Below are 23,240 nucleotides of genomic sequence, written 5' to 3'. Positions count from 1 at the left end.
GGGTATTGTTTGTTGTAAACTTTATATATTTATCCTTTACAGATAACCTACAGAAAACACCAATCTAATGAAATACCTATACGCAGTCACTTTACTATTTACTATTACATTATCATCGGCACAGGAACTTAACCTCCAACAGGCAAATGCTCTTGCAAAATTGCCGATAAAGTGTCTTCAGCAGGAGTACCCTAATAAATTGAGCCAGTTATTGGCAGATGCTTCTGAAATACAATCGCCTAAACAGCTACACCCTGCGTTTTATGGTTGTTTCGACTGGCATTCATCGGTACATGGGCACTGGAGTTTGGTATATCTGCTTAAAAGATTTCCGGATATTGAAGGCAGGGATGAAATTATCAATAAACTGAAAATTAATCTTTCAAAAGAAAATATAGCGCAAGAGGTAGCTTATCTTAATAAAAAACACGAAAAATCGTATGAGCGTACTTATGGCTGGGCATGGCTGCTAAAGCTGCAACATGAACTGGACAGTTTTAATGAGCCATTTGCAAAAGAACTGGCGGTTAATTTACAACCTTTAACTAATGTTCTTGTAGAACGCTATATTGAATTTTTACCTAAACTTAATTATCCGGCGCGTGTAGGTACGCATACAAGTACTGCATTCGGACTTAATCTTGCCTGGGATTATGCTGTTTATGCTAAAAACTTACCATTGCAAAAAAGTATTAAAGATAATGCATTACGATTATTTAAAAATGACATAGACTGTCCGTTTGCATGGGAACCAAGCGGGACCGATTTTCTTTCGCCTTGTATGGAAGAAATAGGTATTATACAGCGCGTTATGCCTAAACCTGAATTTTTAAAATGGCTTAAAGATTTTGCCCCTGATTTATTTGATAAAAAATTTACCTGGGAACCGGGAATGGTATCAGACCGTACCGATGGGCACCTTGTGCATCTTGATGGGCTTAATTTTAGTCGTACATGGAATCTATATGCATTGGTGAAGCAATATCCTAAAGAACTGGGGCATTTAAAACCATTAGCAGATACTCATTTTAAACATTCGCTGCCTGCCATTACCGATGGTAATTATGAAGGCGAACATTGGCTGGCATCTTTTGCGTTATATGCTTTTGAACAAAGGCAGGATATGCTGGAAAAGAGATAACAGGCTTTATACATAATAGAATAATGAATAGAAAATATTCATTAATTTTGCGCCATGCCAAGAGAACTTCAATTACAGGTAGCGCCCGAAGTGGCAGCACAGCAACCATTACTAATTAACCATATTGCTAAACTTATGCAGGTAAACCCTGCTGAGATTAGGCATATTGCTATTATTAAGCGTTCTATAGATGCTCGCCAGAAAGCAGTTAAGATTAACCTTAAAGTGGTGGTGTACTGGAATGAAGACTATAACGAACCTAAAACCCAACTGCCTAATTATAAAGATGTTTCAGGTAAGCAGGAAGTTATTATTATAGGTGCAGGCCCGGCAGGACTTTTTGCTGCACTTCAGTTAATTGAACTGGGATTAAAACCAATAGTTTTAGAAAGAGGTAAAGATGTGCAGGAACGCCGTCGTGACCTTAAAGCTATTAATCGCGACCATGTTGTCAATGAAGATTCTAATTATTGTTATGGCGAGGGTGGTGCAGGAACTTATTCTGATGGTAAACTTTACACTCGTTCAAAGAAAAGGGGAGATGTAGATCGTATTCTTGAATTATTTGTTGGTTTTGGTGCAAGTGAAGAAATATTAGTAGAAGCTCATCCGCATATTGGTACAAATAAACTTCCTAAGATAATCAAAGCCATGAGAGACAAGATTATTGAGTTTGGCGGACAGGTACTTTTCAATACCCGTGTTACTGATATTCTGGTAAAAAACGACGAAGTTGAGGGTGTAGTAACCCAAAATGATGATGTTATAAAAGCATCTAAAATAATATTAGCAACGGGGCATTCGGCAAGAGATATTTTTGAACTTTTAGATCGTAAAAAAATATTTATTGAAGCCAAACCTTTCGCACTTGGTGTAAGGGCAGAACATCCGCAAAGTCTTATAGACAGCATACAATACAGTTGTGATTATAATACAGGAAGAGGTGAATACCTTCCACCTGCTCCGTACTCCATTGTTAAACAAGTAAACGGCAGGGGAATGTATTCATTCTGTATGTGTCCGGGCGGTGTAATAGCTCCCTGTGCTACCAGTCCGGGAGAGGTGGTAACTAATGGATGGTCGCCATCAAAACGTGATCAGGAAACGGCGAATTCAGGTATAGTAGTAGAATTAAAATTAGAAGATTTTAAACCGTTCGCGAAACATGGTGCATTGGCAGGTATGGAATTTCAAAAAGCTATAGAGCAAAAAGCATGGCATCTTGCGGGCGAAACACAGCGTGTTCCGGCACAGCGAATGATAGATTTTACGCAAAGTAAAGTATCTGCAGATATTCCTAAAACCTCTTATGTTCCGGGTACAACGCCTGTAGAGTTAGGGCAGGTATTTCCGGGATTCATAACTCAGGTTTTGCGTCAGGGATTTGTTGATTTTGGTAAATCAATGCGCGGATATTTAACCAATGAAGCTATATTGCATGCTCCGGAATCAAGAACATCATCGCCGGTACGCATACCCAGAGATAATTATTCACTGGAGCATTTGCAGATAAAAGGATTATACCCTTGTGGTGAAGGTGCGGGCTATGCGGGAGGAATTATTTCTGCGGCAATTGATGGAGAAAAATGTGCCATTAAATGTGCAGAAAGTTTGGCATAACCGAGCATACTTTAGATTAGTTTAATTTTATGTCTGAGATATAATTTTCTATATTCGTGACCTGTTTATTTTTCTTATAATATCTTAAAATGAAGAGATTATTTGTCTTTTTCCTCCTCACCATATCATTAGTGGTTTATCCACAGTACAATTTCAAAGTAGCAGATTCTGTACTTGCAACATTCAACAAACCGGGTTCTCCGGGAGTATATGTATTAGCATGCAAAAACGGAAAGGTTGTTTATAATAATAAAGGTGGTTATGCCAATATAGCTGCTGGGGAAACTATAAATGAAAAAACGCTGTTTAATATTGCATCCGACACCAAACAATTTACTGCTGCCTGTATAGTTATGCTTGAGCAAAAAGGAAAACTGAAATTTGACGATAAGTTATCAAAATACTTTCCTGATTTTCCCGAATATGCTAATAAAATTACTATTCAGGATTTACTTTACCACACTACTGGTTTAAAAGATTATCGGACGCTTGTATGGATAGCAGGCAGGGATGAAGAATATCTTTTAGATAAAGATATAAGAAAATATCTGGCTATGAATGATGTTAACTTTGAGCCTGGAACAGAATTCAGCTATAGTAATTCTAATTATTGGTTTTTAGGGCAAATAGTAGAACAGGTTTCAAAAATGCCACTTGCAGAATTTGCAGAAAAGGAAATATTTAAACCTTTAAAAATGAATAATACACACTTTGTGCGTGATATAACCAAGTTGAAAAATGTTGCTATTGGTTATAATTTAGAGGATGGCAAATATGAAGTTTGTGATACCGATAATGGTGTTTTTGGTGGGAGTGGTATTTTATCTGCAGCTGATGATATGTTGAAATGGCTTAGTGAAATGAATACTAAAAAGGTACTGGGTACTGCTTTTTGGAATGGTATGTTTAACGGCAAACGATATGAAATTCAGGAAAATTTATTTTATTCAAATGGCTTGGAATTTAGCACTTATTCAGGCAAAAACAGGATATCTCATGGGGGAGACCTGGATGGCTACCATTCTATAATGAGTTATTTCCCTGAAGAAGATCTTGATATTATTGTTTTTACAAATAGGGGAGATTTTAATGTTCATCGTATGCACAGTGCCATAGCAAGCGAATTTTTAGGTTATAAATTCAAATGGCCTGCGGGAGCTGGAAGTTCACAATCGGCAAAATTATCTGAAGAAGTACTTTATAAATATACAGGCTTATATGAAGCTGAGCAAATGGTATTTGAGATTACAGCAAAAGATAATACTTTAAATATATTGCAGGTGTGGGATAATTCAGTATATAGTCTTCAGCCTGTAAAGGATAACCTGTTTACTTTTTCAGAAGCAGGAGCCAGTTTTTTATTTGATGAAATAACTAATGGCAAGGCTCAGGTTATGCAGATTACACAGTCAGGACAGAAAATAAGCTTTAAAAGGATTGAAAAATATAACTTACCGGATTATAGTAAATATACCGGACGTTTCAGTTGTGAATCCCTCAATGCAGAATATACCTTTTTTGTTAAAGATGGAAAAATGTTTTATAATATAAATGGGGGAAAAGATTTATCAATTGGTCCTCTCGATAAAGATATTCTTGTTATTGATAGAGGAGAGGTAACTTTTCATCGTAATCCTGATGGTACCTTAAGCGGTTTTACATTAAACCATGAAAGAGTAAAAAATCTGGAATTTGTGAAAATATAGCTATTTAATAAACAGCCTTTCATCAAATTCAAAAGGTTCTATAAGCTTTACTTTTATTTTTTTAAAGTCTTTATGTGCAGGGTTAAGCAGGTAATTATATTCGCCCTGCACAACGGCAGAAGGTACCTTCATAACTGCAAAAGCGTTATCATTTATAAAAGCATCACCCATTTCCTGTGTAGAATGCGAATGGGGCAATAGCTTCCAGTCATTAGGTATTGCTTCAGGTTTTATATATTGTATCGCTACCGAATTTGGTATTTCTATAGCAATAATAACATAGTCTAAGGGTAATATCCCTAAGGGTGTATGTACAGCAATTTCTGTAGTGCATAGTGCCCTCGACTCACTGGTATATACCATAGGTATGCCTTTGCTATTCCATCTTCCTCCTGCTTTTTCGGCACCACGACCTGAAAGATCGTTAGCATATAGTGATTTGCTTAAACGAAAAACTATCATGCCAATATACCATGTTCTATCCTTGTAAGCTCATCTTTTAAAAGGCTTATCCCAAAAGAACTGTCAAAAAGTTCTTTAGGTTTTATTTTTCCAAGGGCAAGGTTTTGGGTGTTTAGCCAGGTATTAAAGTTTTGAGTGTTGCCAAAAACCTCAATTCCTTTTTTATAAAGCAATGCTATTTCAAGTATTTTTTCAGACTGAAGCGCGTCAAAAGTACGCTCTTCTTTTTTATAGCGTTGCATGGTACGTTCGGACACATGAAGAAACCCTGACCATTCGGTAAGGTCAAAAGGGCTTTTTTCCATAAAGTTTACAAACACAGGAAATTTTATTCCCTGCCTGACCAATGATATTAGTGACATGATATTTTGGTCGTCTATGGCACCATAACTTAGGTTTGAACTAAACAAATCAATCGCTTCCATACATCATCGTGTTTTGATAATACAAATTTACGAAACTTGTCTTTAATTTTACGACAAATGTCGTTAATTTTTTCTTTCTAAGAAAAAAAATAATATTCATTTTTTAATTTGAACCTGTAGCACAGTATTTGATAACATAGCTGTATATAAAAGTATTAACAATTGTTCAGCAGGTTTATAATTGATTAGTGAGTAAATTTGTTGTACTAAATTATTTGTCATGGCAGTTAAAAAAACAATACAGCTTTCTAAATCTGAGATTATAGATAAATATGCAGATTATTGCCTTATGAACGGTCATAAACCTGCATCGGTTTATAAATTTTCTAAAGACAATGGTTTTGAAGAAGCCGAATTTTATAAATTCTTTACATCATTTGATTCACTAGAGCATTTTTACTTTGTAGAAATGTTTACTTATACACTTGAAGCATTACAAAAATCTCCTGCGTATGCAGAATATAATGGGATAGAGAAGCTTTCAGCCTTCTATTTTACTTTCTTCGAAATGGCAACAGCCAACAGAAGCTACATTATATACACTATGGAAGAAGGAGGGCGCGGACTTAAAAACCTTATGAAGCTTAAAGCGCTTAGAACTGAATTTATTCAGTTTGCAGAAACAGTACTTGAAAAACCTGTACATATAGAAAATGCACGTGCCGATAAATTACAGGGCGAAGCATTGCGTGAAGGAGCATGGCTTCAGTTTCTTTCTATATTTAAATTCTGGATGCAGGATACTTCACCGGGATTTGAAAAGACAGATGTGTTTATAGAAAAATCGGTTAAGGCTTCTACAGATCTTGTGTATAACAGCCCGCTAAGCAGTCTATTAGATCTGGGCAAGTTTGTGTGGAAAGAAAAATTTACCGCATAAGCTATGAACAGATTAGATTCAATTCCCACAAATAAGATTGACAGGGTTACCAAACTGGTAACTACAGGTGTAAAAATAGGAGGGAATTACCTGAAATATTATGGACAGAAAATGGTAAATCCTGATCTGACTAAAGATGCCCTGCATAAAGATAACGCTGAAGATATTTATGACAGCCTTAAAGAGCTTAAAGGAAGCGCGCTTAAGGTTGCCCAAATGCTCAGTATGGAGAAAAATCTGCTGCCACAGTCGTATGTAGAAAAGTTTTCTTTGAGCCAGTTTTCGGTACCGCCACTTTCAGCTCCTTTGGTTATGAAAACCTTTAAAAGCTATTTTGGTAAAGAGCCGCATATGCTTTTTGATATGTTTAGTGCAGAGTCTATAAATGCAGCAAGTATAGGGCAGGTGCACCGTGCTAAAAAAGATGGTAAAGACCTTGCGGTTAAAATTCAGTATCCGGGCGTAAGAGAGAGCATTGGTACCGATATAGCTTTGGTAAAGCCTATAGCTGTACGAATGTTTAATTTACAGGGAGCATCTGATGAGTATTTTAAAGAAGTAGAAAATAAGCTGATCGAAGAAACAGATTATGTGCTGGAATTGCAGCAGAGCGAAACCATACGTAAGGCTTGTGCACACCTTCAGAATATAAAATTTCCAACATATTATCCTGAACTGTCCTGTGAAAAAATAATCACTATGGACTGGATGAAGGGTATTCACCTGTCTGAGTTTTGTAAAACTGAACCTTCTCAGGAAAAACGCAATAAAGTAGGTCAGGCACTATGGGACTTTTACATGTACCAGATACATGTTTTAAAGAAATTCCATGCCGATCCACATCCGGGTAACTTTTTGGTCGATGAAGATGCTAACCTTATGGCGATTGATTTTGGCTGTATGAAAAGCATACCGGACGATTTTTATTTTCCGTATTTTGACCTTGCAAAAAAAGAGAACCTGGATGATAGCGTTTTCTTTAACCAAAAGCTTTATGAGCTTGAAATCCTAAAGGAAAATGATTCGCAAAAAGAGATTGAATTTTTCTCTACACTGTTCCATGATCTGCTTACTGTATTTACAAGACCTTATCAGCAGGAACGATTTGATTTTTCAGACACTTCATTCAGTGATGCCATTGCGCAGTTAAGCGAAAAGTTTGCCAATGACAAAACCCTTCGTAAAATGGATGGTAACAGAGGTTCTAAACATTTTATTTATGTAAACAGAACCTTTTTCGGATTGTATAGTTTACTATTTGACCTAAAAGCCCAGATAGATATTTTTACTTATGACAGGTATGTAAAATAAAAAAATCCCCAATAGGGGATTTTTTTATTTTTAGGGCTGCGGTATTTGTTCTACAATAAGAGGGTCGCCAACCAGATTATAATAAGTACAGGTCATGCGCTCTATATCTACTACCCATTTTTCTACGCCGGCTTTTGCCGATTGTCTGCAAAATGTCATGTAGTCTGTTTCTCCGGCCTGATGAATTTTAAGTGCATCTGCAAGAGATTCTTTATTACTGTTTTTTTCAATTGCCATTAACGGGTATTTTGCCGGAGTCTGGGTCATATAATTATCGCCTCCACAATATATACTGTGTCCGTCGGTCACAAAAGTGCTATAAGAATGCACTCCCAATTTTGCAATGTCCTGAATATACTGGGGAAAATCGGATCCTGATTTAACTTTAGAATGCGCAGATTTAATTTCTTCAATAGTAAACATATTTTAAAGTATTTAAAGTTGATAAATTTTAACTCTGCAAATATTCAAAACATATTAAACCTGAAATTGTAAAAAATCGTTTTTATTGATTTTTGGAAGAAAAGAATTGTTCGGGTGTTTGCCCGGTAAATGTTTTAAAGTCTTTTATAAAATGCGACTGATCAAAATAACCTGAAGCATACCCTAATTCGGTAAGGCTTTTGTCTGCCACAGGATTATTTATGACAGAGTTAATGCGGATAATAGAAGAATACTTTTTAGGTGTTGCACCTACTATTTTTCTGAAGCGTTTTTCTAATGGACTCTGACTGATATACAGGCGTTGTGAGAGTTCACCAATTCTCAGGGTACCATTTGAATTTATGATGAGGTCTATGGCATGCGAAACCAGATTATCGGTTTCACGTTGTTGTAGTTGTGAAAGCAGGAAAGTTTCAATAATATGAATTCTACGGTTATCAGTTTTGGCTTCGGACATCTGCTCTTCAATAATTTCAATAATAGATCGAGGAATAAATATGTCCAGCGAAAGACTTTGGGTAAAAATTTCATTAAGCGGAATTTTAAAAAAATGGGAAGCGCCTGTTTCCGTAAAGAACACTAAAACAGTTCCAATGTCAGCTGAATTTTTAAATACCTGATAAGAATCCTGGAGTCCTGTTATACCGGCAGAAGCCAGTCTGCCTTCACCGGCGCCTTTTGTTTTTTGCAGCGAGCCACGATATTGAAATCCTATGACTACTGATGTGCCCGGTAATACCTTATATTCATCGGCTTCGGTAATTTCAGAAATTACGAAGTACTTTATATAGGGCTGTAAAGCCTGACATGGTATGTGTTTTTCAAACCGCATAACCAAAGGTACTTAAAAGTAAAAACAAAATCATTTTACTGTTTAAAAGATGTATTTGTTTTATTCGAGACCTTTTTTATCAGGATGCCAAAAAGGTTTTGTTTTAATTTGTTTAGCAGAAAAGTTATGTTCTTTTTTAAAATAGTTATGCAGCGTTACACAAAAAGCTGTTTCTCCGGCAATATAAACGGTAGTATTTCCTTTAGGGATGCCATTCCATGTAATTTCAGCAATAATATCATCAGTAATATTGTCTGATGCTGTTATAAAACCAAAATTACGTTTAGGGTAAATATCATCAAAATAATGCGTTTTTGAAGAAGAATACACAATACCGGATGCTGTTTTGCTTAATCCTGTATGTCGGTTAAGCTCGTAAAGATGTGCCAGAGAAGAAATATCTCCAAAAAAAAGATGGTTGTCTGCATCTGGGTTTATAGTGAACTTTCCTTCCGGTCCCCTAAAGTAAATTATATTGCCGGGTTCAAGGTTTTTTACCCATTTAGCCCCCTGCCCGTTAGAAAAAGTACAGATGGCAAGATCTGCCTCATTTCTAAATTCATCGTAGTTCCATATAGAATATGTGCGTACAAGATCATTTAATGATATAATATTTTCAATGCCTACAAAAATGCGTAATTGTTGTCCCGGAATATAGTTTTTGAAGCTGTTACCGTTAATTTTTATGCGCACATGATATGTTGAAGGTGTGATTTGTTCTTTATGTATCACCACCGCGCTATGACATGTCTTATTGATGATAGTTTTTATAATACTCATTGTTCAGTTATTTTTACTGATGCAAAGTACTTTTAAAACTCCTTTATTTTAATTTTACAAAACAATTAAATAATTGGACTATTCGCGGAATCGTTTTCTGAATGAAAGAGGGGTTTCTCCTGTTATTTTTTTAAAAAGCCTTGAAAAATAGGCGTGATCTTCGTAGCCAAGTGTAAAAGCTATCTCTTTTATATCGTTGTTAGTATAATAAATTTGCTTTTTGGCTTCAGTAATCATGGTATCCTGCAGCCAGTGTGTTACAGATAACCCTGTAGCCATATTTAAACAATGATTAAGATGAGAAGTTGTTATGTTTAGTTTTTTAGCGTAAAACGAAGGCAGATGTAAAAACGAATATTGGTCTAACAGATTTTTAAATTTAGATGTAATAATAGCGGCCTGACTTTTTGGCTGAGGTTTTACGTTCCCTTTTTTAAGGTATAAAGAACAGGCCTGATTAATGAAAGCGGTTAGGAGGCCATTAAGAATAAATGATTTATAAGGGTTTTCGGTTGTAAATGTACGATACAGCAATGCGGCAGTTTCTTCCAGATCGTAATCTTCATCGCTTTCCAACTGTAAATATTGCTGCTGTGCCGAAAGGTTTTTAAGCATTTCACTACAATGATTGGGTATCAGAAAAGACTCTACAGCCATAAAATAGCCTTTAAAATCATCACTTACTTTTTTAGGAGCATGTACCTGATATGGCTTTACAGTCATAAATCCCTTTGCCGAAAGATTCATTTCTTCCATGTCACAATGAAAAATAGCCGACCCCTTTTGTGCTATAAAAAAGACATAATGATCATCCATATGTTCCTGCATGTGGTCCTCTGGTTTTTCTTTTTTCTTTTGTGAATTTAACGAAATATAATGCATATCAATTCCGCCTACAGCTCGTGCATCCTGTTTGTTTATTGGTATATTTTTAAGTGTTTTCATTATTTATAAGTCAAAGTATAAATGTATTACTTTTTTTAAATCGCTATACCGCTATCAAAACGTTAAACGCTCTTTAATCCGCGAAGTTTTTATTATTTTTGGAAGCTATTAGGATGTTATGACAGAAGAAAAAGTAATACTTGTAAACGAGAAGGATGAGCAGATAGGGCTTATGCCCAAAATGGAAGCACACGAAAAAGCTTTATTGCATCGCGCTTTCTCCGTTTTTATTCTTAATTCCAAAAACGAGATCATGCTGCAGCAGCGTGCAGCTCAAAAATATCATTCGCCCCTTTTATGGACGAATACTACATGCAGCCATCAGCGTGAAGGCGAAAGTAATATCCAGGCCGGTACCCGTAGGCTTAGAGAAGAAATGGGTTTTGAAACAGAGCTTAAAGAACTTTTCTCGTTTATTTATAAAGCACCATTTGATAACGGACTTACAGAGCATGAGCTTGATCATGTTATGATTGGTTATTATAATGAAGAACCTAATATAAATACAGAAGAAGCCGAGAGCTGGAAGTGGATGAGTATAGATGCTGTGAAAGAAGATATGCAGAATCATCCGGAATCATATACTGTATGGTTCAGGATAATTTTTGATGAGTTTTATCATTTTTTAGAAGACCATAAATTATAGTTTAATAACTGGTACTTATTTTAATATACAGTAAGCCGGTAACAAACAATTAAAGCAATGAGAGTAACCGTAAGCAGAAGCGCCCATTTTAATGCTGCCCACCGACTGTATCGTAAAGATTGGACCGATGAGCAGAACAATACTGTTTTCGGCAAATGCAATAACCCTAATTTTCATGGGCATAATTATGAACTCATAGTAAGTGTTACGGGGGATATAGATCCGCAAACAGGCTATGTTATAGATATTAAAATACTGAAAGATATTATTGCCGATGAGGTAGAAGTACCTTTTGATCATAAAAACCTGAACCTGGATGTGCCTGAATTTGCAGATCTTAATCCCACAGCCGAAAACATAGTGGTTGTGATATGGAACAGGATAAGAAGACGTATTGAAAGCACTATGGATATTGAAGTAGTACTTTATGAAACACCACGAAATTTTGTAACCTACAAAGGAAATTAATTCAACCAAAAAACAATATGAGCATGAAATTATACCCATTGGTTTTTGAACCAATACTGCAGGATAGAATCTGGGGGGGCACTAAACTAAAAACCGACTTAGGTAAAACTAATCTGCCAACCGAAACTACAGGTGAAAGCTGGGAACTTAGCGATGTTAAAGGCAACGTTAGCGTTGTAGCTAATGGTGAGTATAAAGGTAAAACTTTGACTGATCTGCTTGAGGAATATCCGGCAGAAGTACTTGGATATAAAGTGCATGAAAAGTATGGTAAAGAATTTCCTTTATTGTTTAAATTTCTTGATGCTAAGGATGATCTTTCAATACAGGTGCATCCTAATGATGAGCTGGCAAAAAAACGTCATAATTCTTTCGGTAAAACAGAAATGTGGTATGTTATGCAGGCTGATGAAGGAGCACGAATTATTGTTGGGTTTAAGGAAAAATCGAGTCCGGAAGAGTATCTGGAACATTTAGAAAATAAAAACCTGATCAAGATACTTAATGAGGTTCCTGTAAAAAAAGGAGATGTATTTTTTCTTGAAACAGGTACTATTCATGCTATTGGTGCAGGTATAGTAATTGCAGAAATACAGCAAACGTCTGATATAACATATAGAATATATGACTGGGACAGGGTAGATGCCAATGGCAATTCAAGAGAGTTGCATATAGATCTTGCTCTTGATGCTATGAACTATAATACTACAGATACCCAGAAGCATTATACTACTGTAGAAAATACAAGTAATGTAATGGTAGACTGCCCATATTTTACCACCAGTTATTTACCACTTAAAGGCAGTTGTGCTATAAATAAAGAAGGGAGCAGTTTTACGGTTTACATTTGCACAGAAGGAGAATTTGAAATAAATGCAAATGGAGAAGCATATAGTTTTAAGAAAGGTGATACAGTACTAATACCGGCTTCACTTAAGGTTTATATACTTTCAGGAGAGGCTACACTTTTAGAAATAGGTATTTCTTAACAAAAGAGTGAAAGAATAATTGTAATTTTGCAAAGAATTTAAAAATCAAAATAGGGATGGCAAGCGTTAGAAACTTAAAGAAAGACATCAATTTCGTATTAGGAGACATTATTGAAGCAGTTTACATGTGGGAAATAACTTCAGGAGGCAAGCCAACTGAAAAATCAGAAGCGCTTATAGATGAGGCAATTGTTACTTTTGACAGCCTTATAGCTAAATTAAATGCTAAAAACGTAGAAAATAAAAAAGAACACTTCAGAGCTATTAACAAGCAATTGGAAGAATCTGCTACACAATTAGTTGAAAAAATCAACGCGCTGTAAGCAAAAAAAATCAATAAAAGTGCCTGTAAATAGTTGCAAAAGTAAAAAACGCAATATATATTTGCACCCGTATTGAGAACGCCGGTGTAGCTCAGCTGGCTAGAGCAGCTGATTTGTAATCAGCAGGTCGTGGGTTCGAGTCCCTCTATCGGCTCAATAAAAAAACCGCTTAGTTTCCTAAGCGGTTTTTGTGTTTATGTTGGCGTCTAGAAACCTACTTTACTTCAGCAGTTTCAGCACTCTTTCTTTCAGCTAAGTACTTCGTAAGCATTTTTCCATAAAGCGATTTAGCTACTTTTGGTGACATACTTTTTTGAATAGTATCAAGGTACTTGATGTTAATGTCTGCAATTTCAGAAAGGGCCAAATACGGGCCTATCTCATTTTTAGCATGGTTAAGTGCAAAATTGGCGGTATAAAGATATCTCCTTTTAATAAGCTGCTCAGATTTTGCTGCTATACTGTCAAGTTGTTTTACATTACTGTTTTTAGTCGCTTCAAGATTTTTAGCTACAAGATCAAGGTTGTCGCTTGTAAACTTTGCCTTTATTTTTTCGAACTCTTCATATAGTTTTTGATTTTCAGAACCTGTTATTTTAGCCCTGTGAAAAAACTCTTCATTAGAAGTTTCTATTCTCATTTCGCCAGGTTCGGCAAAAAATGGAAGACTTTTATCTACCGAATTGGTTTGTCCGCGATCCAGGAAAAGATAAAGCATTTCAGGAGAATCTATTTTTAGGTAGCTCTCAAAAGTTGATTTTCCGTTTATTACAATAGTATCTATAGCCACAAGCGAAGTATCTACAACCTTTTGTATATATAGGGTTCCCTTTTTTAGTCCTTTAATATTTCCAGTAAGGTGAAGATTGGCATCGCCATGATCTTCTTTGTTGCAGGAAACCAGCATTGCCACTGCTATAAGGGCAAGAATAGTTCTTTTCATATATGTAGAAAGCTTTTTAAAAATTTCCCGCAAAGTAATGAAAATATTACACTTAATGCTGAGGCAATTTTAAGAAATTATCAGCATTCCAAAAAAAAAGCTTCCTGTAATAAGGAAGCCTTTGGTTATAATACGCAGATGTTATTCCAGTAAAAGATTTACAAGTTTTACATTGGTTTTGTGTACAAAGTTTACAAATAAACCGCTTATGCCTAATGAAGTCCTTTCTACTGTAGTACATGTTTTAGTCGTTCCGGCTCTTCTTGGTTTTTCTTTTTCAATATTTGCATCCTTAACCGATGATGATGTTGCGGTTTCCTGTGTTTTTACAGTTTTGGCAGCTGTTTTATGGCACGAAGTAACGGTAGTTTCGTGTCCTTCAGCTGATGGCGGGCTTACAGGTTCATCTGTATTTGCAAAAGCAGCTGTGCCAAATACAAGTAATAATAAGGTTAATAATTGTTTCATAGTTGGTGGTTTTTGTTGCGTAATAGATTGTTGGTATAGATTATCCCTTAAGCCATGCCTCTCTTAATTTAGTTTTAGAATTATCTGTTGCATGATAGCCTTCGCTATCTTCCATAGGCAGTTTAACAGTGCCTTTAATAGTTTCTTCTTTGCCGTCACGTTTGATGGTAACAGTAATAGTATCGCCTTCCTTCCATGTTTCGGTAGCGCCTATAAGATCATAAATATTATCAAGATTATAAGCAGTACCGTTTATAGCCAGTATAACATCACCATTTTTTATACCCAGATTAGTCATAAACTCATTAGGCGTAATATTAGGCAGGATAACAATTTCTTTAGAAGGATTTACCGTAATTAATGGTACCTGATTATTTTTAAGGAATGGGTTACCCGGAATTTTAACAGTAGCTTTGGTTACGCCCATTTTAGCAAAATAAGTGTCATAAGGTATTGGTGTTGTGCCGGAAACATATTTTTTAAGGAATTCGCCAATTTCAGGATATGTAAGCCTGGTTATTGTAGCAAACAGGTCTTCGTCATTAAAAGGTTTATTACTGCCGTATTCTTTAGATAGATCCTGCATAAGGCTTAGAATACCTCTTTGTCCGTTACTGCTTTCACGCATTTGTATATCAATGCACATTGCTATAAGCGCTCCTTTAAGATATACATTATAATAAGCATCTTTGTAAGGCTGCTTCAATATGTTTTTACTCATATTGGTAAAATCCATAGTATCGTCAAAACCTTTAGACTGCCTTATTTTATCGGCAATTCTTTTAAAGAAGTCATCTTCGCTGATAAGTCCTTGATTTACCTGGAAAAGGTTGGCAAAATATTCTGTAACACCTTCATACATCCATAAATGTTCACTCATTTTTGGAGTGTTGTAATTAAAATAATGGATTTCTTTAGAGTGTACACTTAGCGGTGTAACTATATGAAAAAACTCATGTGATACAACATCCTTTAAGGTAGCAAGCAGTTGTTCTAATGGATACTCTTCAGGCATTACTACAGTGGTAGAGGTAGTGTGTTCAAGAGCTCCGTAACCATGAGCATCTGTAGGAGTGCCGTTAGTAAGATATATAAGAACGCTGTACTTTTTAGTAGTGTTTATGGGGCCTAGAAATTTTTTCTGGGCGCGCATCATTCGTTCCATTTCCGGAGTAATTTCTTTTGCTGTAATACGTCCGGTAGGAGAATATACTGCAATAAGTATTTCCATACCATCTACTGTAAAAGTAGTGTAATCAGGTTTAGAATACATAATAGGATGATCTACAAGATCAGGGTAACGCGGAGAATTGAATACATCTACCTCATTACTATTGTCAGTATCTACAAGAGAAGTTGCTGCCCATAGAGTAGAGGGGTGAGTTATGGTTACTTCATAAGGAACTTCGCCTTTATTTTCAAAATACCCTATAAATCCGTGAATATTAAGTACAAAATTTTTATCGGCATCAATATTAGTTCCCGCAGGAGAAAATATTTCGTGCGTGCTTTCTATATCATAAGTGTCATTAACAAAATAGGTAATCTTCGCCAGTTTTTTAGCTCCCTCTATTTTCCATGAGTTTTCATCCGGCCTTGTAATTGTAAGCTCTTTTCCTTTTTTATCAAATGCTTTTAAGCCTTCAATATATTTACCATAGTTGTCTTCAGAATAAGTTCCCGGAACAATTTTAGGTATAAAAAAGGTAGTTGTTTCTGTGTCAATAGCAGGCGGTGTAATGGTAACCATTACTTTATCGTCTTTTACATTTTTAAGATCAATGGCAACTTTTAAGTCTTTGCTTTTCTGGGCAAAAGCCATACTGCCAAAAGACACTGCAATTGCAAGTGTACAGATAAATTTTTTCATAATTATGGTCTTGATATCATGTAAGTCGATTGAATGGCAGTTTTGTTACATGATAAAGATAAAAAATATCATAATATGTTGAGTATTATTTATTAATACGATATTTGTTCGAGTTAGTTTGTATCATTAACCATAAAGCACCAATCACTATTGTTGGAAAAAAAATGTAGCTTTCTACTTCCGGCCAGTTAAAATAATAGCTTATAAGGCTGCCTAAAAATATTAATCCGGCCATTGAAAACATTACATTTCTAATAAGTGTGGCAACGCGTTTAATGTCTATTTTTTCTTTCCCTTTTGCCGACATTGTGTTATAGCCGGCAATAAGGAAATACATTTTAGCATATTTTACGGCAATACCTATTAATATAAAAAGAATTGCAATTCTGTACATAGTTTTATTGTTTGGTTATCCAGTTGGTAATTTCGGTAAGTACAACCGGTGATATAGTTTCTTCTATAGTGCCATATTCCTGAATACTGCCCGTGCTGCACTCCTGGAATAAGTGGTTAAGCCCGGGGAAGCTTTTAGTAACTACTTTTTTGTTCCCACTTTTTTCTGCGGCTCTTTTTATGCCATCAAGATTTGCCTTTGCAGCAACCTGTGTATCTTTTTCACCATTAAGGGCAAGAATTGGGCATTTTATATTTTGTAAAACAGGGGCAGGGTCGTACCTAAGGAAATATACAAACCAGGGAGAAGTAACCTGTTCAACCTGTCCTAATACTACGCGGCCTATTTCATCTTTTGGTACTCCTTTTGAAGCAAAAAACGGCCCAAATTCTTTTTCGAAAATTTCAGAAACTGCAAGCTTTCTTGCTTTTTCATCATTCTCGGTAAGTATAATGTCATAGGCTTTTCTAACAGTACTGCCCATGCTTGTAAGCTCATCTTCGGGTATGTCGTTTGCTTTACCTACAAGATAATTTTGCAATATCATAAGCTCATTTCCTTTTATTCCCGGCCCGGCCATCATAACTATAAAAGCTATATCGCTATTCTTTTCTGCAATAAGCTGTGCAATAAGTCCGCCTTCACTATGGCCTATAAGGCCTATTTTCTTTTTATTGATTTCTTTTCTTGTTTTCAGGTAATCTAATGCGGCCTGGGTATCTGTAGCAAAATCTGCCGAAGTACCTGTTGCAGGGTTCCCTCCAGATCCGCCAACACCTCTGTCGTCGTAACGTAATACTCCTATACCATTTCGGGTAAGATGGTCTGCCAGTACAAGAAAAGGTTTGTGTCCGAGTATTTCTTCATTCCTGTCCTGAGACCCACTTCCGCTTATTAATATTACAACAGGATAATTACCATCTTTTTTAGGTAGTGTTAATGTTCCGGCAAGGGTAATGCCTGCTTTTTCATTTTTAAAAGTTACATCTTCTGTATAATAAGGAAAAGGTGTTTTAGGCTCCTGCGGGCGGTTCAATTTTGTTTCTACTGCTTCCCCTTTGCTTAAATCCAATGCAAGGGTATAATCACCCTGTGTAAAGGTACCTTTTATAGTGCCATTTTCAAGCTTTCCTTTGTAGCTGATACCTGCTGCCGGAACTCCGAATGTTAATATGTTTTCTGTAAAATCGATATTTGGGACAGGAATATTTTTAGCCCCCTGGTCGGGGCTGTCCATAGTCGCAGTATAACCTGCAACACCCTGGGCAATGTTTACAATAAGTTTTAGCTTACCGCCGGGTACCACAAGGTTACCCTGCCATTTGCCTGTAATGTCCTGTGCAAACAGCGTTGAAGTGAGCATAAGTAATAATAACACAAGTGACCTTTTCATATGTTGATTGTTTATTGGTGAATTATATAGAATAGTATTTTTGCCAGTATTTCGGCAACTATCAATGCTACCGCAAACCATACTTTTTGAGTGGTTGTTTTAAGGTTAGTTGCTGTTTTGAATCCATTATAAAGTATAGCTATATACCATACTAAAAGCGGTATTGTAATTAGTGATAATAAAGTAGGTAGTAAAATTTCCATGGGATTTATATTCGTAATATCTGATCCGAGGTTCATTATTTTTTCACCAAATGCTGTCATATAACCATTTATGTTGGTTAATGTATCAAAATAAAAAGGCAGTCTGGCCAGCATTACTGTTCCTAATATATCTATTGGCCTTGTTTTGTTGTTAATAGATCTGCCAACAACATAAAGCGCAATAAACAAAAAGGCAATATTAAATACATTATCACTAAAAGGCTCGGCGAAAGCTACTTTATCAGTAAAATGCATATCAATAACCCCGTCAAAACGGGCATTAAAGATAAAACCTAAAAAGCTGCCTATTAATGTAGCTGCTAATCCGAGGGCAAGAATCGGGCGTCCGTCATATTTTTCAAACGGATTAAAAAGTAATTTTTTCATACTATGGTGGTGGTTATTTATTCTTCAGGGGTTAGTCGTTTTATTTTTTCTATAAGGTCATCCAGCCGGTTTCTTACGGTAGGGTAGCTGATACCTATTTGTGAAGCCATTTCTTTGAGGCTTCCGCCGGAGAGAACAAACTGTAAAATAAAAGCCTGTTCATCTGCGGGAAGATTTAATAAAACAGGTAATGGATAATTTCCTGAAACCTGGGTGCTGCAGGAAGGGCATGATAACTGAGATACATGAAGTGCTCCGGAGCAGCTGGGGCAGGCAATAGGCAGCTTTGGTAATTGCATGGTTTAATTTTTAACTTAAAGTAAGCTTGTTTTAACAAAATTAAGTAAAAAATAAATAAAGTTAAAAATTAGTTGCGTTTATTTTATGTTTGGTGTAAAAAAAAGCTCCTAAATAGGAGCTGCATATTAAAATTTATTCTTGATGTAATACTTAGAATCCAGTTCATCATCTTCAAAACTGTTTATTGGTTTAGGTTTAGGCTTTTTGGCTGCCACCTTTTTCTTCCACAATTCAAAATTATCTGATGATAATCTCTTATGCATAATCTCTGTCACTTCCTTTTCAGATATTCCAAATTCTTTCTTGATCTCTTCAAAAGGCTTTTTTTCCTCCTGGGCAAGCGTTACAATCCTTTCTAACGCTTCCCTGTCCAATTCTGTACGGTTACTCTTTTTCATCAGATGAAAAATTAATCAGATAATGTTTTAAATGTTTAAGATTCGTTAATCAATATTACTAAAAAAAATTATTAAATGTATATATAAGATGTTTTTTTAGTGTTTTTTGACAATTTTAAAAAAATCGTTGAGTAATTTTTAATTCTTTTAGGGAAGATTGTGAAATCATTGAATTTTTTCGTGTGAAAAAAGACTTACATTCACTTTAATCTTTTTAATCAGTATATAAAAATAAAAGTTTAAGTGTAGATATACGCCCAGAAAATAAGCACTGCCTGTAATGGCAGACGTATTAATCGTACCCATGCAGGTAATCCTAAAGCGGCTTTTTCATTGGTAACCATATATACATTTGCAGGAAAAACAGCTATAAGTAAAGCTATTATTCCCCATGCTCCCCAATTGGAAACTGAAGGAATACACAATACTATACCAAATAAAATTTCAGCTGTGCCACTAATGGCATTAAGCATTTTGGGAGATGGCAAATAAGGCGGTATTATTTTTAAATACATTCTTGGCATCCTGAAATGATTAATTCCTGCTAAAATATAAAGTACAGCCATTAGGTAAAGATGCCAGGGTAGTATCATAATAATGTTGTTTAACCAAAGTTAATTCTTTTATATATTTGATCTATGATAAAATTTGCAATACATAGAATATCTGTTATAATATGCCTGTTAATTGTAGTTTCCTGTGGCAAAGAGAAAACGGACAATGCTGAGGCTGCTGAACAAAAGCAAATAATTAAAGACAGCATAATTACTAAAGACACTGTGGTTTCCCGTGTTTCTGATACTATAGTTCACTCAGCAGTTACCCCTATAGCTTCGGGTTGTAAGCTATTGCATAGTGGTACGTTTAGGTATAAAGATACTGATGGTGATGATGTTATTGTAAGAATAAATGGCGAGTCGTGGACAGAAGAATATAAAAAACGCGAGTATATAGCAATATCAAAGATTAAATGGATAAGCGATTGCGAATACGAAAACATGCTTGTTATGTCAACCCTGCCAAATTTTAAACTTCCACCAGGTACTGTAATGCAGGTTACTATAGATGAAGTTAAAGGGAAAGATGTATATATTACTGCTACTGCCGAAGGTAAGAGTTATCATGCCAAACTTACTAAAATCTAAGTTGGTTAATATATCCAGCGTAACCTATGTATTATGTGTCGCAACTAATATCGTCCCACTCCTGATCCATATAATTTATCAGCCAATTAAGAGCGTAATGTCTTTCATATACTACTCCGGGATGGACTATTTGCATTTCCTTACCATTAATGCGTGCATCAACACAGGCCCAGTCCATGCGGTAATATAGATCGTTAGCATCCAGTATTTGGCTTTTCGATCTTAATTCCCAACTGTTATTTATAAAATCATTGGGGTCTTTTTTATCTCCTATAGGATAATTCTCCGGAGTGATTTTATTTAAATCACATAAATGGTCGGGAAATTCAAGGTCTTCAACAATGTTTAAAGACCAAAGCAGTACCCATATTCCTTCACACTTCCAGCTTTCCTTAAACTTTTTTTCCTCTGTTGGGTTATTTAAAAATTCTATTTCCAGGGGAGTTAAAAGATTTGAAAGATTATGGTAGTGTATATATTCAAGAGCTTCTTCTCCTGAAAAAGTATTAAAAGCTACAAAATTTATAATACAAAGTATGGTCACTCTTTCGGCTATTTCTACAGGGCTTCGTAATATTATTTCTTCATCAGGTTCAATGTCAGGGAGCCAGTCATTAGTTTTTATACCTGATTTTTTGAGTAATTCTTCTGACTTCTCTTTTCTGCTTTGTTTCTTTTTGCGAAATAAACTAAACATACTATTTTAAAATTTATCAAATATAAATAAAAAAACCTGCAACGAAAGTTGCAGGTTATAATACTAAGATCTGTTACCTCAATACTATTTTATAAGTTCAAAACTACGCTTCACAAAAGCAGTAAGTTCTTCACCTTTAAGCAGATTTTGCGACAGCTTGGCAAGATCTAAAGCTTGTTTAACTAATGCCTCCTGGTGCGTTTTATCAGTATTACTTATTATACTTGAGGATAGTTCATGATTTGTGTTTACAACCAGATTATACATATCCGGGAAGTTACCCATACCAAACATACCGCCCCCGCCGCTGGCGCTCATTTCTTTCATACGGCGCATAAATTCCGGCTGTGTTATCATAAATGGAGCAGCATTACTGTCCATAGCTTCAAGCTGTACAGTGTAGCCCGATTTTGGAATGAATTCTTCTATAGTAGTTTTTAGCTTTTCTTTTTCTTCATCGCTAAGTTTAGATGTCTGCTCTTCATCTTTTTTAATGATCTTATCAATATGGTCAGCATCTACACGTGCAAACGTGAAGTTTTCGTTATCAGCTTCAAGTTTCTGTATAAGGTGTGATACTATAGGAGAATCAAGTAGCAGTACTTCGTAACCTTTATCCTGCGCAGCAGCTATATAACTGTGTTGTGCATCTTTGTTTGAGGCATAAAGCACTACAAGCTTACCATCTTTATCAGTTTGGTTAGGAGCCAGTTTTTCTTTTAGTTCATCAAGTGTAAAGAATTTACCATCTACGGTTGGATATAGTACAAAAGCACCTGCTTTTTCATAGAATTTAGGCTCGCTAAGCATACCGTATTCCAGTACTATTTTAATATCGTTCCATTTTTGCTCAAAATCTTCACGGTTTTCGTTAAACAACGATTTAAGCTTATCGGCAACCTTACGTGTAATGTAATTTGAAATTTTCTTTACGGCACCGTCAGCCTGCAAGTAAGATCGTGATACGTTAAGAGGGATATCCGGAGAGTCAATTACACCGCGTAACATGGTAAGGAATTCAGGAACAATACCCTCTACATTGTCAGTTACAAAAACCTGGTTTTGGTAAAGCTGTATTTTATCTTTCTGTACCTGTAAGTCGGCAGAAAGTTTAGGGAAATATAAAATACCTGTCAGGTTAAAAGGATAATCTACATTAAGGTGAATATTAAAAAGCGGCTCTTCAAACTGCATAGGGTACAGCTCATGATAAAATGCTTTATAATCTTCTTCTGTAAGATCAGATGGTTGTTTAGTCCAAGCCGGATTAGGGTTGTTTATTATGTTGTCAACCTCAATTGTTTCTGCTTTATAATCTTCAGGAGCATCTTCCGGCTTAGGAAGTGTCTCTGTACGGGTACCAAACTTAATAGGTACCGGCATAAATTTGTTATATTTTCTAAGCAGTTCGCTGATTTTGCTTTCTTCAAGAAATTCAAGTGAATCTTCGGCAATATGCAGTATTATTTCAGAACCTCTTTCAGTTTTGTCAGAAGGTTCAAGTGTAAATTCAGGGCTGCCGTCACATATCCAGTGTACTGCAGGTTCATCTTTATATGATTTTGTAATTATCTCAACTTTTTCTGCCACCATAAATGCAGAATAGAAACCAAGACCAAAATGTCCGATGATACCTGAATCTTTGGCAGAGTCTTTATACTTTTCTAAAAATTCTTCAGCACCTGAAAACGCAACCTGATTAATGTATTTCTCTACTTCTTCACCTGTCATACCAATTCCCTGGTCAATGATGTGAAGCTTTTTACCCTCTTTATCAATTTTTACTTCAATAACAGGGTTGCCGTATTCAACTTTTGCTTCGCCAATACCGGTAAGGTGTTTTAATTTGAGCGTAGCATCTGTAGCGTTTGAAACCAATTCACGTAAAAAGATCTCGTGATCGCTGTATAAGAATTTCTTGATTAAGGGAAATATGTTCTCTACCGAAACATTAATTTTTCCTGTTGTCATAGTAATATGTTTTTTATATGATTTAGTTTCTTTCTTCCATTCAAATAAGATACCAATAGCTATATGGTGACAAATTGGCATTTGTTTTTTTGATAATTT

Annotated in this window: 27 protein-coding genes and 1 tRNA gene; 11 read left to right on the top strand and 17 right to left on the bottom strand. The window is 35.6% G+C overall.

The features are described 5' to 3' along the window. Positions 1 to 67 precede the first annotated feature (67 nt). From NHE85_RS02105 to NHE85_RS02095, 3 genes are all read left to right on the top strand, one after another. Entirely contained in the window at positions 68 to 1,141 is a 1,074-nt protein-coding gene (locus NHE85_RS02105; RefSeq protein WP_252809217.1) for a DUF2891 domain-containing protein, read from the top strand. Positions 1,142 to 1,195: 54 nt separating this feature from the next. Continuing rightward, positions 1,196 to 2,761, top strand: a complete 1,566-nt coding sequence (locus NHE85_RS02100) for an NAD(P)/FAD-dependent oxidoreductase (protein ID WP_252809215.1) — start codon at positions 1,196 to 1,198, stop codon at positions 2,759 to 2,761. An 89-nt stretch (positions 2,762 to 2,850) separates the two neighbouring features. Next, positions 2,851 to 4,467 (top strand): serine hydrolase, encoded by a 1,617-nt coding sequence (locus NHE85_RS02095; protein WP_252809213.1) that lies wholly within the window; start codon positions 2,851 to 2,853, stop codon positions 4,465 to 4,467. Here NHE85_RS02095 and NHE85_RS02090 read toward each other — a convergent pair whose 3' ends face one another. Beyond that, a complete protein-coding gene (locus NHE85_RS02090) occupies positions 4,468 to 4,929 on the bottom strand; it encodes an RES family NAD+ phosphorylase (RefSeq protein ID WP_252809211.1) in 462 nt (153 codons plus the stop codon). Further along, entirely contained in the window at positions 4,926 to 5,354 is a 429-nt protein-coding gene (locus NHE85_RS02085) for an antitoxin Xre-like helix-turn-helix domain-containing protein (RefSeq protein WP_252809209.1), read from the bottom strand. Before NHE85_RS02085 ends, NHE85_RS02090 begins: the two co-directional genes overlap by 4 nt. Positions 5,355 to 5,574: 220 nt before the next feature. Here NHE85_RS02085 and NHE85_RS02080 point away from each other — a divergent pair, with 220 nt between their 5' ends. Beyond that, a complete protein-coding gene (locus NHE85_RS02080) occupies positions 5,575 to 6,234 on the top strand; it encodes a TetR family transcriptional regulator C-terminal domain-containing protein (RefSeq protein WP_252809207.1) in 660 nt (219 codons plus the stop codon). Positions 6,235 to 6,237: 3 nt separating this feature from the next. Then, a complete protein-coding gene (locus NHE85_RS02075) occupies positions 6,238 to 7,545 on the top strand; it encodes an AarF/ABC1/UbiB kinase family protein (protein WP_252809205.1) in 1,308 nt (435 codons plus the stop codon). Between the two features lie 30 nt (positions 7,546 to 7,575). Here the strand turns inward: NHE85_RS02075 and NHE85_RS02070 are convergent, their stop codons facing one another. The 4 genes from NHE85_RS02070 to NHE85_RS02055 form a co-directional block, all read right to left on the bottom strand. Next, entirely contained in the window at positions 7,576 to 7,968 is a 393-nt protein-coding gene (locus NHE85_RS02070) for a DUF1398 domain-containing protein (protein ID WP_252809203.1), read from the bottom strand. A gap of 82 nt (positions 7,969 to 8,050) precedes the next feature. After that, a complete protein-coding gene (locus NHE85_RS02065; RefSeq protein WP_252809201.1) occupies positions 8,051 to 8,821 on the bottom strand; it encodes an AraC family transcriptional regulator in 771 nt (256 codons plus the stop codon). A gap of 60 nt (positions 8,822 to 8,881) precedes the next feature. Further along, entirely contained in the window at positions 8,882 to 9,601 is a 720-nt protein-coding gene (locus NHE85_RS02060) for a siderophore-interacting protein (protein ID WP_252809199.1), read from the bottom strand. A gap of 78 nt (positions 9,602 to 9,679) precedes the next feature. Beyond that, positions 9,680 to 10,546: an AraC family transcriptional regulator gene (locus NHE85_RS02055; RefSeq protein WP_252809197.1), complete on the bottom strand. Its 867-nt coding sequence runs from the start codon at positions 10,544 to 10,546 to the stop codon at positions 9,680 to 9,682. Positions 10,547 to 10,664: 118 nt separating this feature from the next. Here NHE85_RS02055 and idi point away from each other — a divergent pair, with 118 nt between their 5' ends. The 5 genes from idi (at position 10,665) to NHE85_RS02030 (ending at position 13,126) form a co-directional block, all read left to right on the top strand. Continuing rightward, positions 10,665 to 11,192, top strand: a complete 528-nt coding sequence (gene idi / locus NHE85_RS02050) for an isopentenyl-diphosphate Delta-isomerase (protein ID WP_252809195.1) — start codon at positions 10,665 to 10,667, stop codon at positions 11,190 to 11,192. A 57-nt stretch (positions 11,193 to 11,249) separates the two neighbouring features. Next, positions 11,250 to 11,660, top strand: a complete 411-nt coding sequence (locus NHE85_RS02045; RefSeq protein ID WP_252809193.1) for a 6-carboxytetrahydropterin synthase — start codon at positions 11,250 to 11,252, stop codon at positions 11,658 to 11,660. Positions 11,661 to 11,677: 17 nt separating this feature from the next. Continuing rightward, positions 11,678 to 12,649, top strand: a complete 972-nt coding sequence (locus NHE85_RS02040) for a type I phosphomannose isomerase catalytic subunit (RefSeq protein WP_252809191.1) — start codon at positions 11,678 to 11,680, stop codon at positions 12,647 to 12,649. Between the two features lie 56 nt (positions 12,650 to 12,705). Continuing rightward, positions 12,706 to 12,972 carry a hypothetical protein gene (locus tag NHE85_RS02035; RefSeq protein WP_252809189.1) on the top strand — a complete coding sequence of 89 codons (267 nt, stop codon included), beginning with the start codon at positions 12,706 to 12,708 and terminating at the stop codon, positions 12,970 to 12,972. An 80-nt stretch (positions 12,973 to 13,052) separates the two neighbouring features. Then, positions 13,053 to 13,126: transfer RNA gene (locus NHE85_RS02030), tRNA-Thr, on the top strand. Between the two features lie 60 nt (positions 13,127 to 13,186). Here NHE85_RS02030 and NHE85_RS02025 read toward each other — a convergent pair. The 9 genes from NHE85_RS02025 to NHE85_RS01985 form a co-directional block, all read right to left on the bottom strand. After that, positions 13,187 to 13,915, bottom strand: coding sequence for a DUF4369 domain-containing protein (locus tag NHE85_RS02025; RefSeq protein ID WP_252809187.1), 729 nt, complete (start codon positions 13,913 to 13,915; stop codon positions 13,187 to 13,189). A 141-nt stretch (positions 13,916 to 14,056) separates the two neighbouring features. Continuing rightward, positions 14,057 to 14,383 (bottom strand): hypothetical protein, encoded by a 327-nt coding sequence (locus tag NHE85_RS02020; protein ID WP_252809186.1) that lies wholly within the window; start codon positions 14,381 to 14,383, stop codon positions 14,057 to 14,059. Between the two features lie 40 nt (positions 14,384 to 14,423). Continuing rightward, positions 14,424 to 16,253 carry a PDZ domain-containing protein gene (locus NHE85_RS02015; RefSeq protein ID WP_252809184.1) on the bottom strand — a complete coding sequence of 610 codons (1,830 nt, stop codon included), beginning with the start codon at positions 16,251 to 16,253 and terminating at the stop codon, positions 14,424 to 14,426. A gap of 85 nt (positions 16,254 to 16,338) precedes the next feature. Continuing rightward, positions 16,339 to 16,647, bottom strand: coding sequence for a DUF3784 domain-containing protein (locus tag NHE85_RS02010; RefSeq protein ID WP_252809182.1), 309 nt, complete (start codon positions 16,645 to 16,647; stop codon positions 16,339 to 16,341). Positions 16,648 to 16,651: 4 nt separating this feature from the next. After that, complete coding sequence (locus NHE85_RS02005) at positions 16,652 to 18,040, bottom strand: S9 family peptidase (protein ID WP_252809181.1); 1,389 nt, start codon at positions 18,038 to 18,040, stop codon at positions 16,652 to 16,654. Between the two features lie 11 nt (positions 18,041 to 18,051). After that, the gene (locus NHE85_RS02000; protein ID WP_252809180.1) at positions 18,052 to 18,630 is read right to left on the bottom strand and encodes a YIP1 family protein; all 579 of its coding nucleotides are present in this window, start codon (positions 18,628 to 18,630) and stop codon (positions 18,052 to 18,054) included. 17 nt (positions 18,631 to 18,647) lie between these two features. Beyond that, positions 18,648 to 18,929: a DUF2089 family protein gene (locus NHE85_RS01995; protein ID WP_252809179.1), complete on the bottom strand. Its 282-nt coding sequence runs from the start codon at positions 18,927 to 18,929 to the stop codon at positions 18,648 to 18,650. 126 nt (positions 18,930 to 19,055) lie between these two features. Continuing rightward, positions 19,056 to 19,328, bottom strand: a complete 273-nt coding sequence (locus NHE85_RS01990) for a DUF2805 domain-containing protein (protein WP_252809178.1) — start codon at positions 19,326 to 19,328, stop codon at positions 19,056 to 19,058. 239 nt (positions 19,329 to 19,567) lie between these two features. After that, a complete protein-coding gene (locus NHE85_RS01985; RefSeq protein ID WP_252809177.1) occupies positions 19,568 to 19,921 on the bottom strand; it encodes a DoxX family protein in 354 nt (117 codons plus the stop codon). A gap of 45 nt (positions 19,922 to 19,966) precedes the next feature. Between NHE85_RS01985 and NHE85_RS01980 the strand changes: the two genes are divergently transcribed. Further along, a complete protein-coding gene (locus tag NHE85_RS01980) occupies positions 19,967 to 20,473 on the top strand; it encodes a hypothetical protein (protein WP_252809176.1) in 507 nt (168 codons plus the stop codon). 31 nt (positions 20,474 to 20,504) lie between these two features. Here NHE85_RS01980 and NHE85_RS01975 read toward each other — a convergent pair whose 3' ends face one another. Together NHE85_RS01975 and htpG are read right to left on the bottom strand one after the other, a co-directional pair. Then, positions 20,505 to 21,170 carry a DUF4272 domain-containing protein gene (locus NHE85_RS01975; protein WP_252809175.1) on the bottom strand — a complete coding sequence of 222 codons (666 nt, stop codon included), beginning with the start codon at positions 21,168 to 21,170 and terminating at the stop codon, positions 20,505 to 20,507. Between the two features lie 84 nt (positions 21,171 to 21,254). Further along, positions 21,255 to 23,141 carry a molecular chaperone HtpG gene (gene htpG, locus NHE85_RS01970; RefSeq protein WP_252809174.1) on the bottom strand — a complete coding sequence of 629 codons (1,887 nt, stop codon included), beginning with the start codon at positions 23,139 to 23,141 and terminating at the stop codon, positions 21,255 to 21,257. Positions 23,142 to 23,240 lie beyond the last annotated feature (99 nt).

The sequence above is a fragment of the Flavobacterium sp. NRK1 genome (assembly GCF_024054175.1).
Classification (GTDB): Bacteria; Bacteroidota; Bacteroidia; order Flavobacteriales; family Flavobacteriaceae; genus Flavobacterium.
Note: the sequence above shows the minus strand (reverse complement) of the source record. Positions and strands in the feature narration are given on the sequence as shown.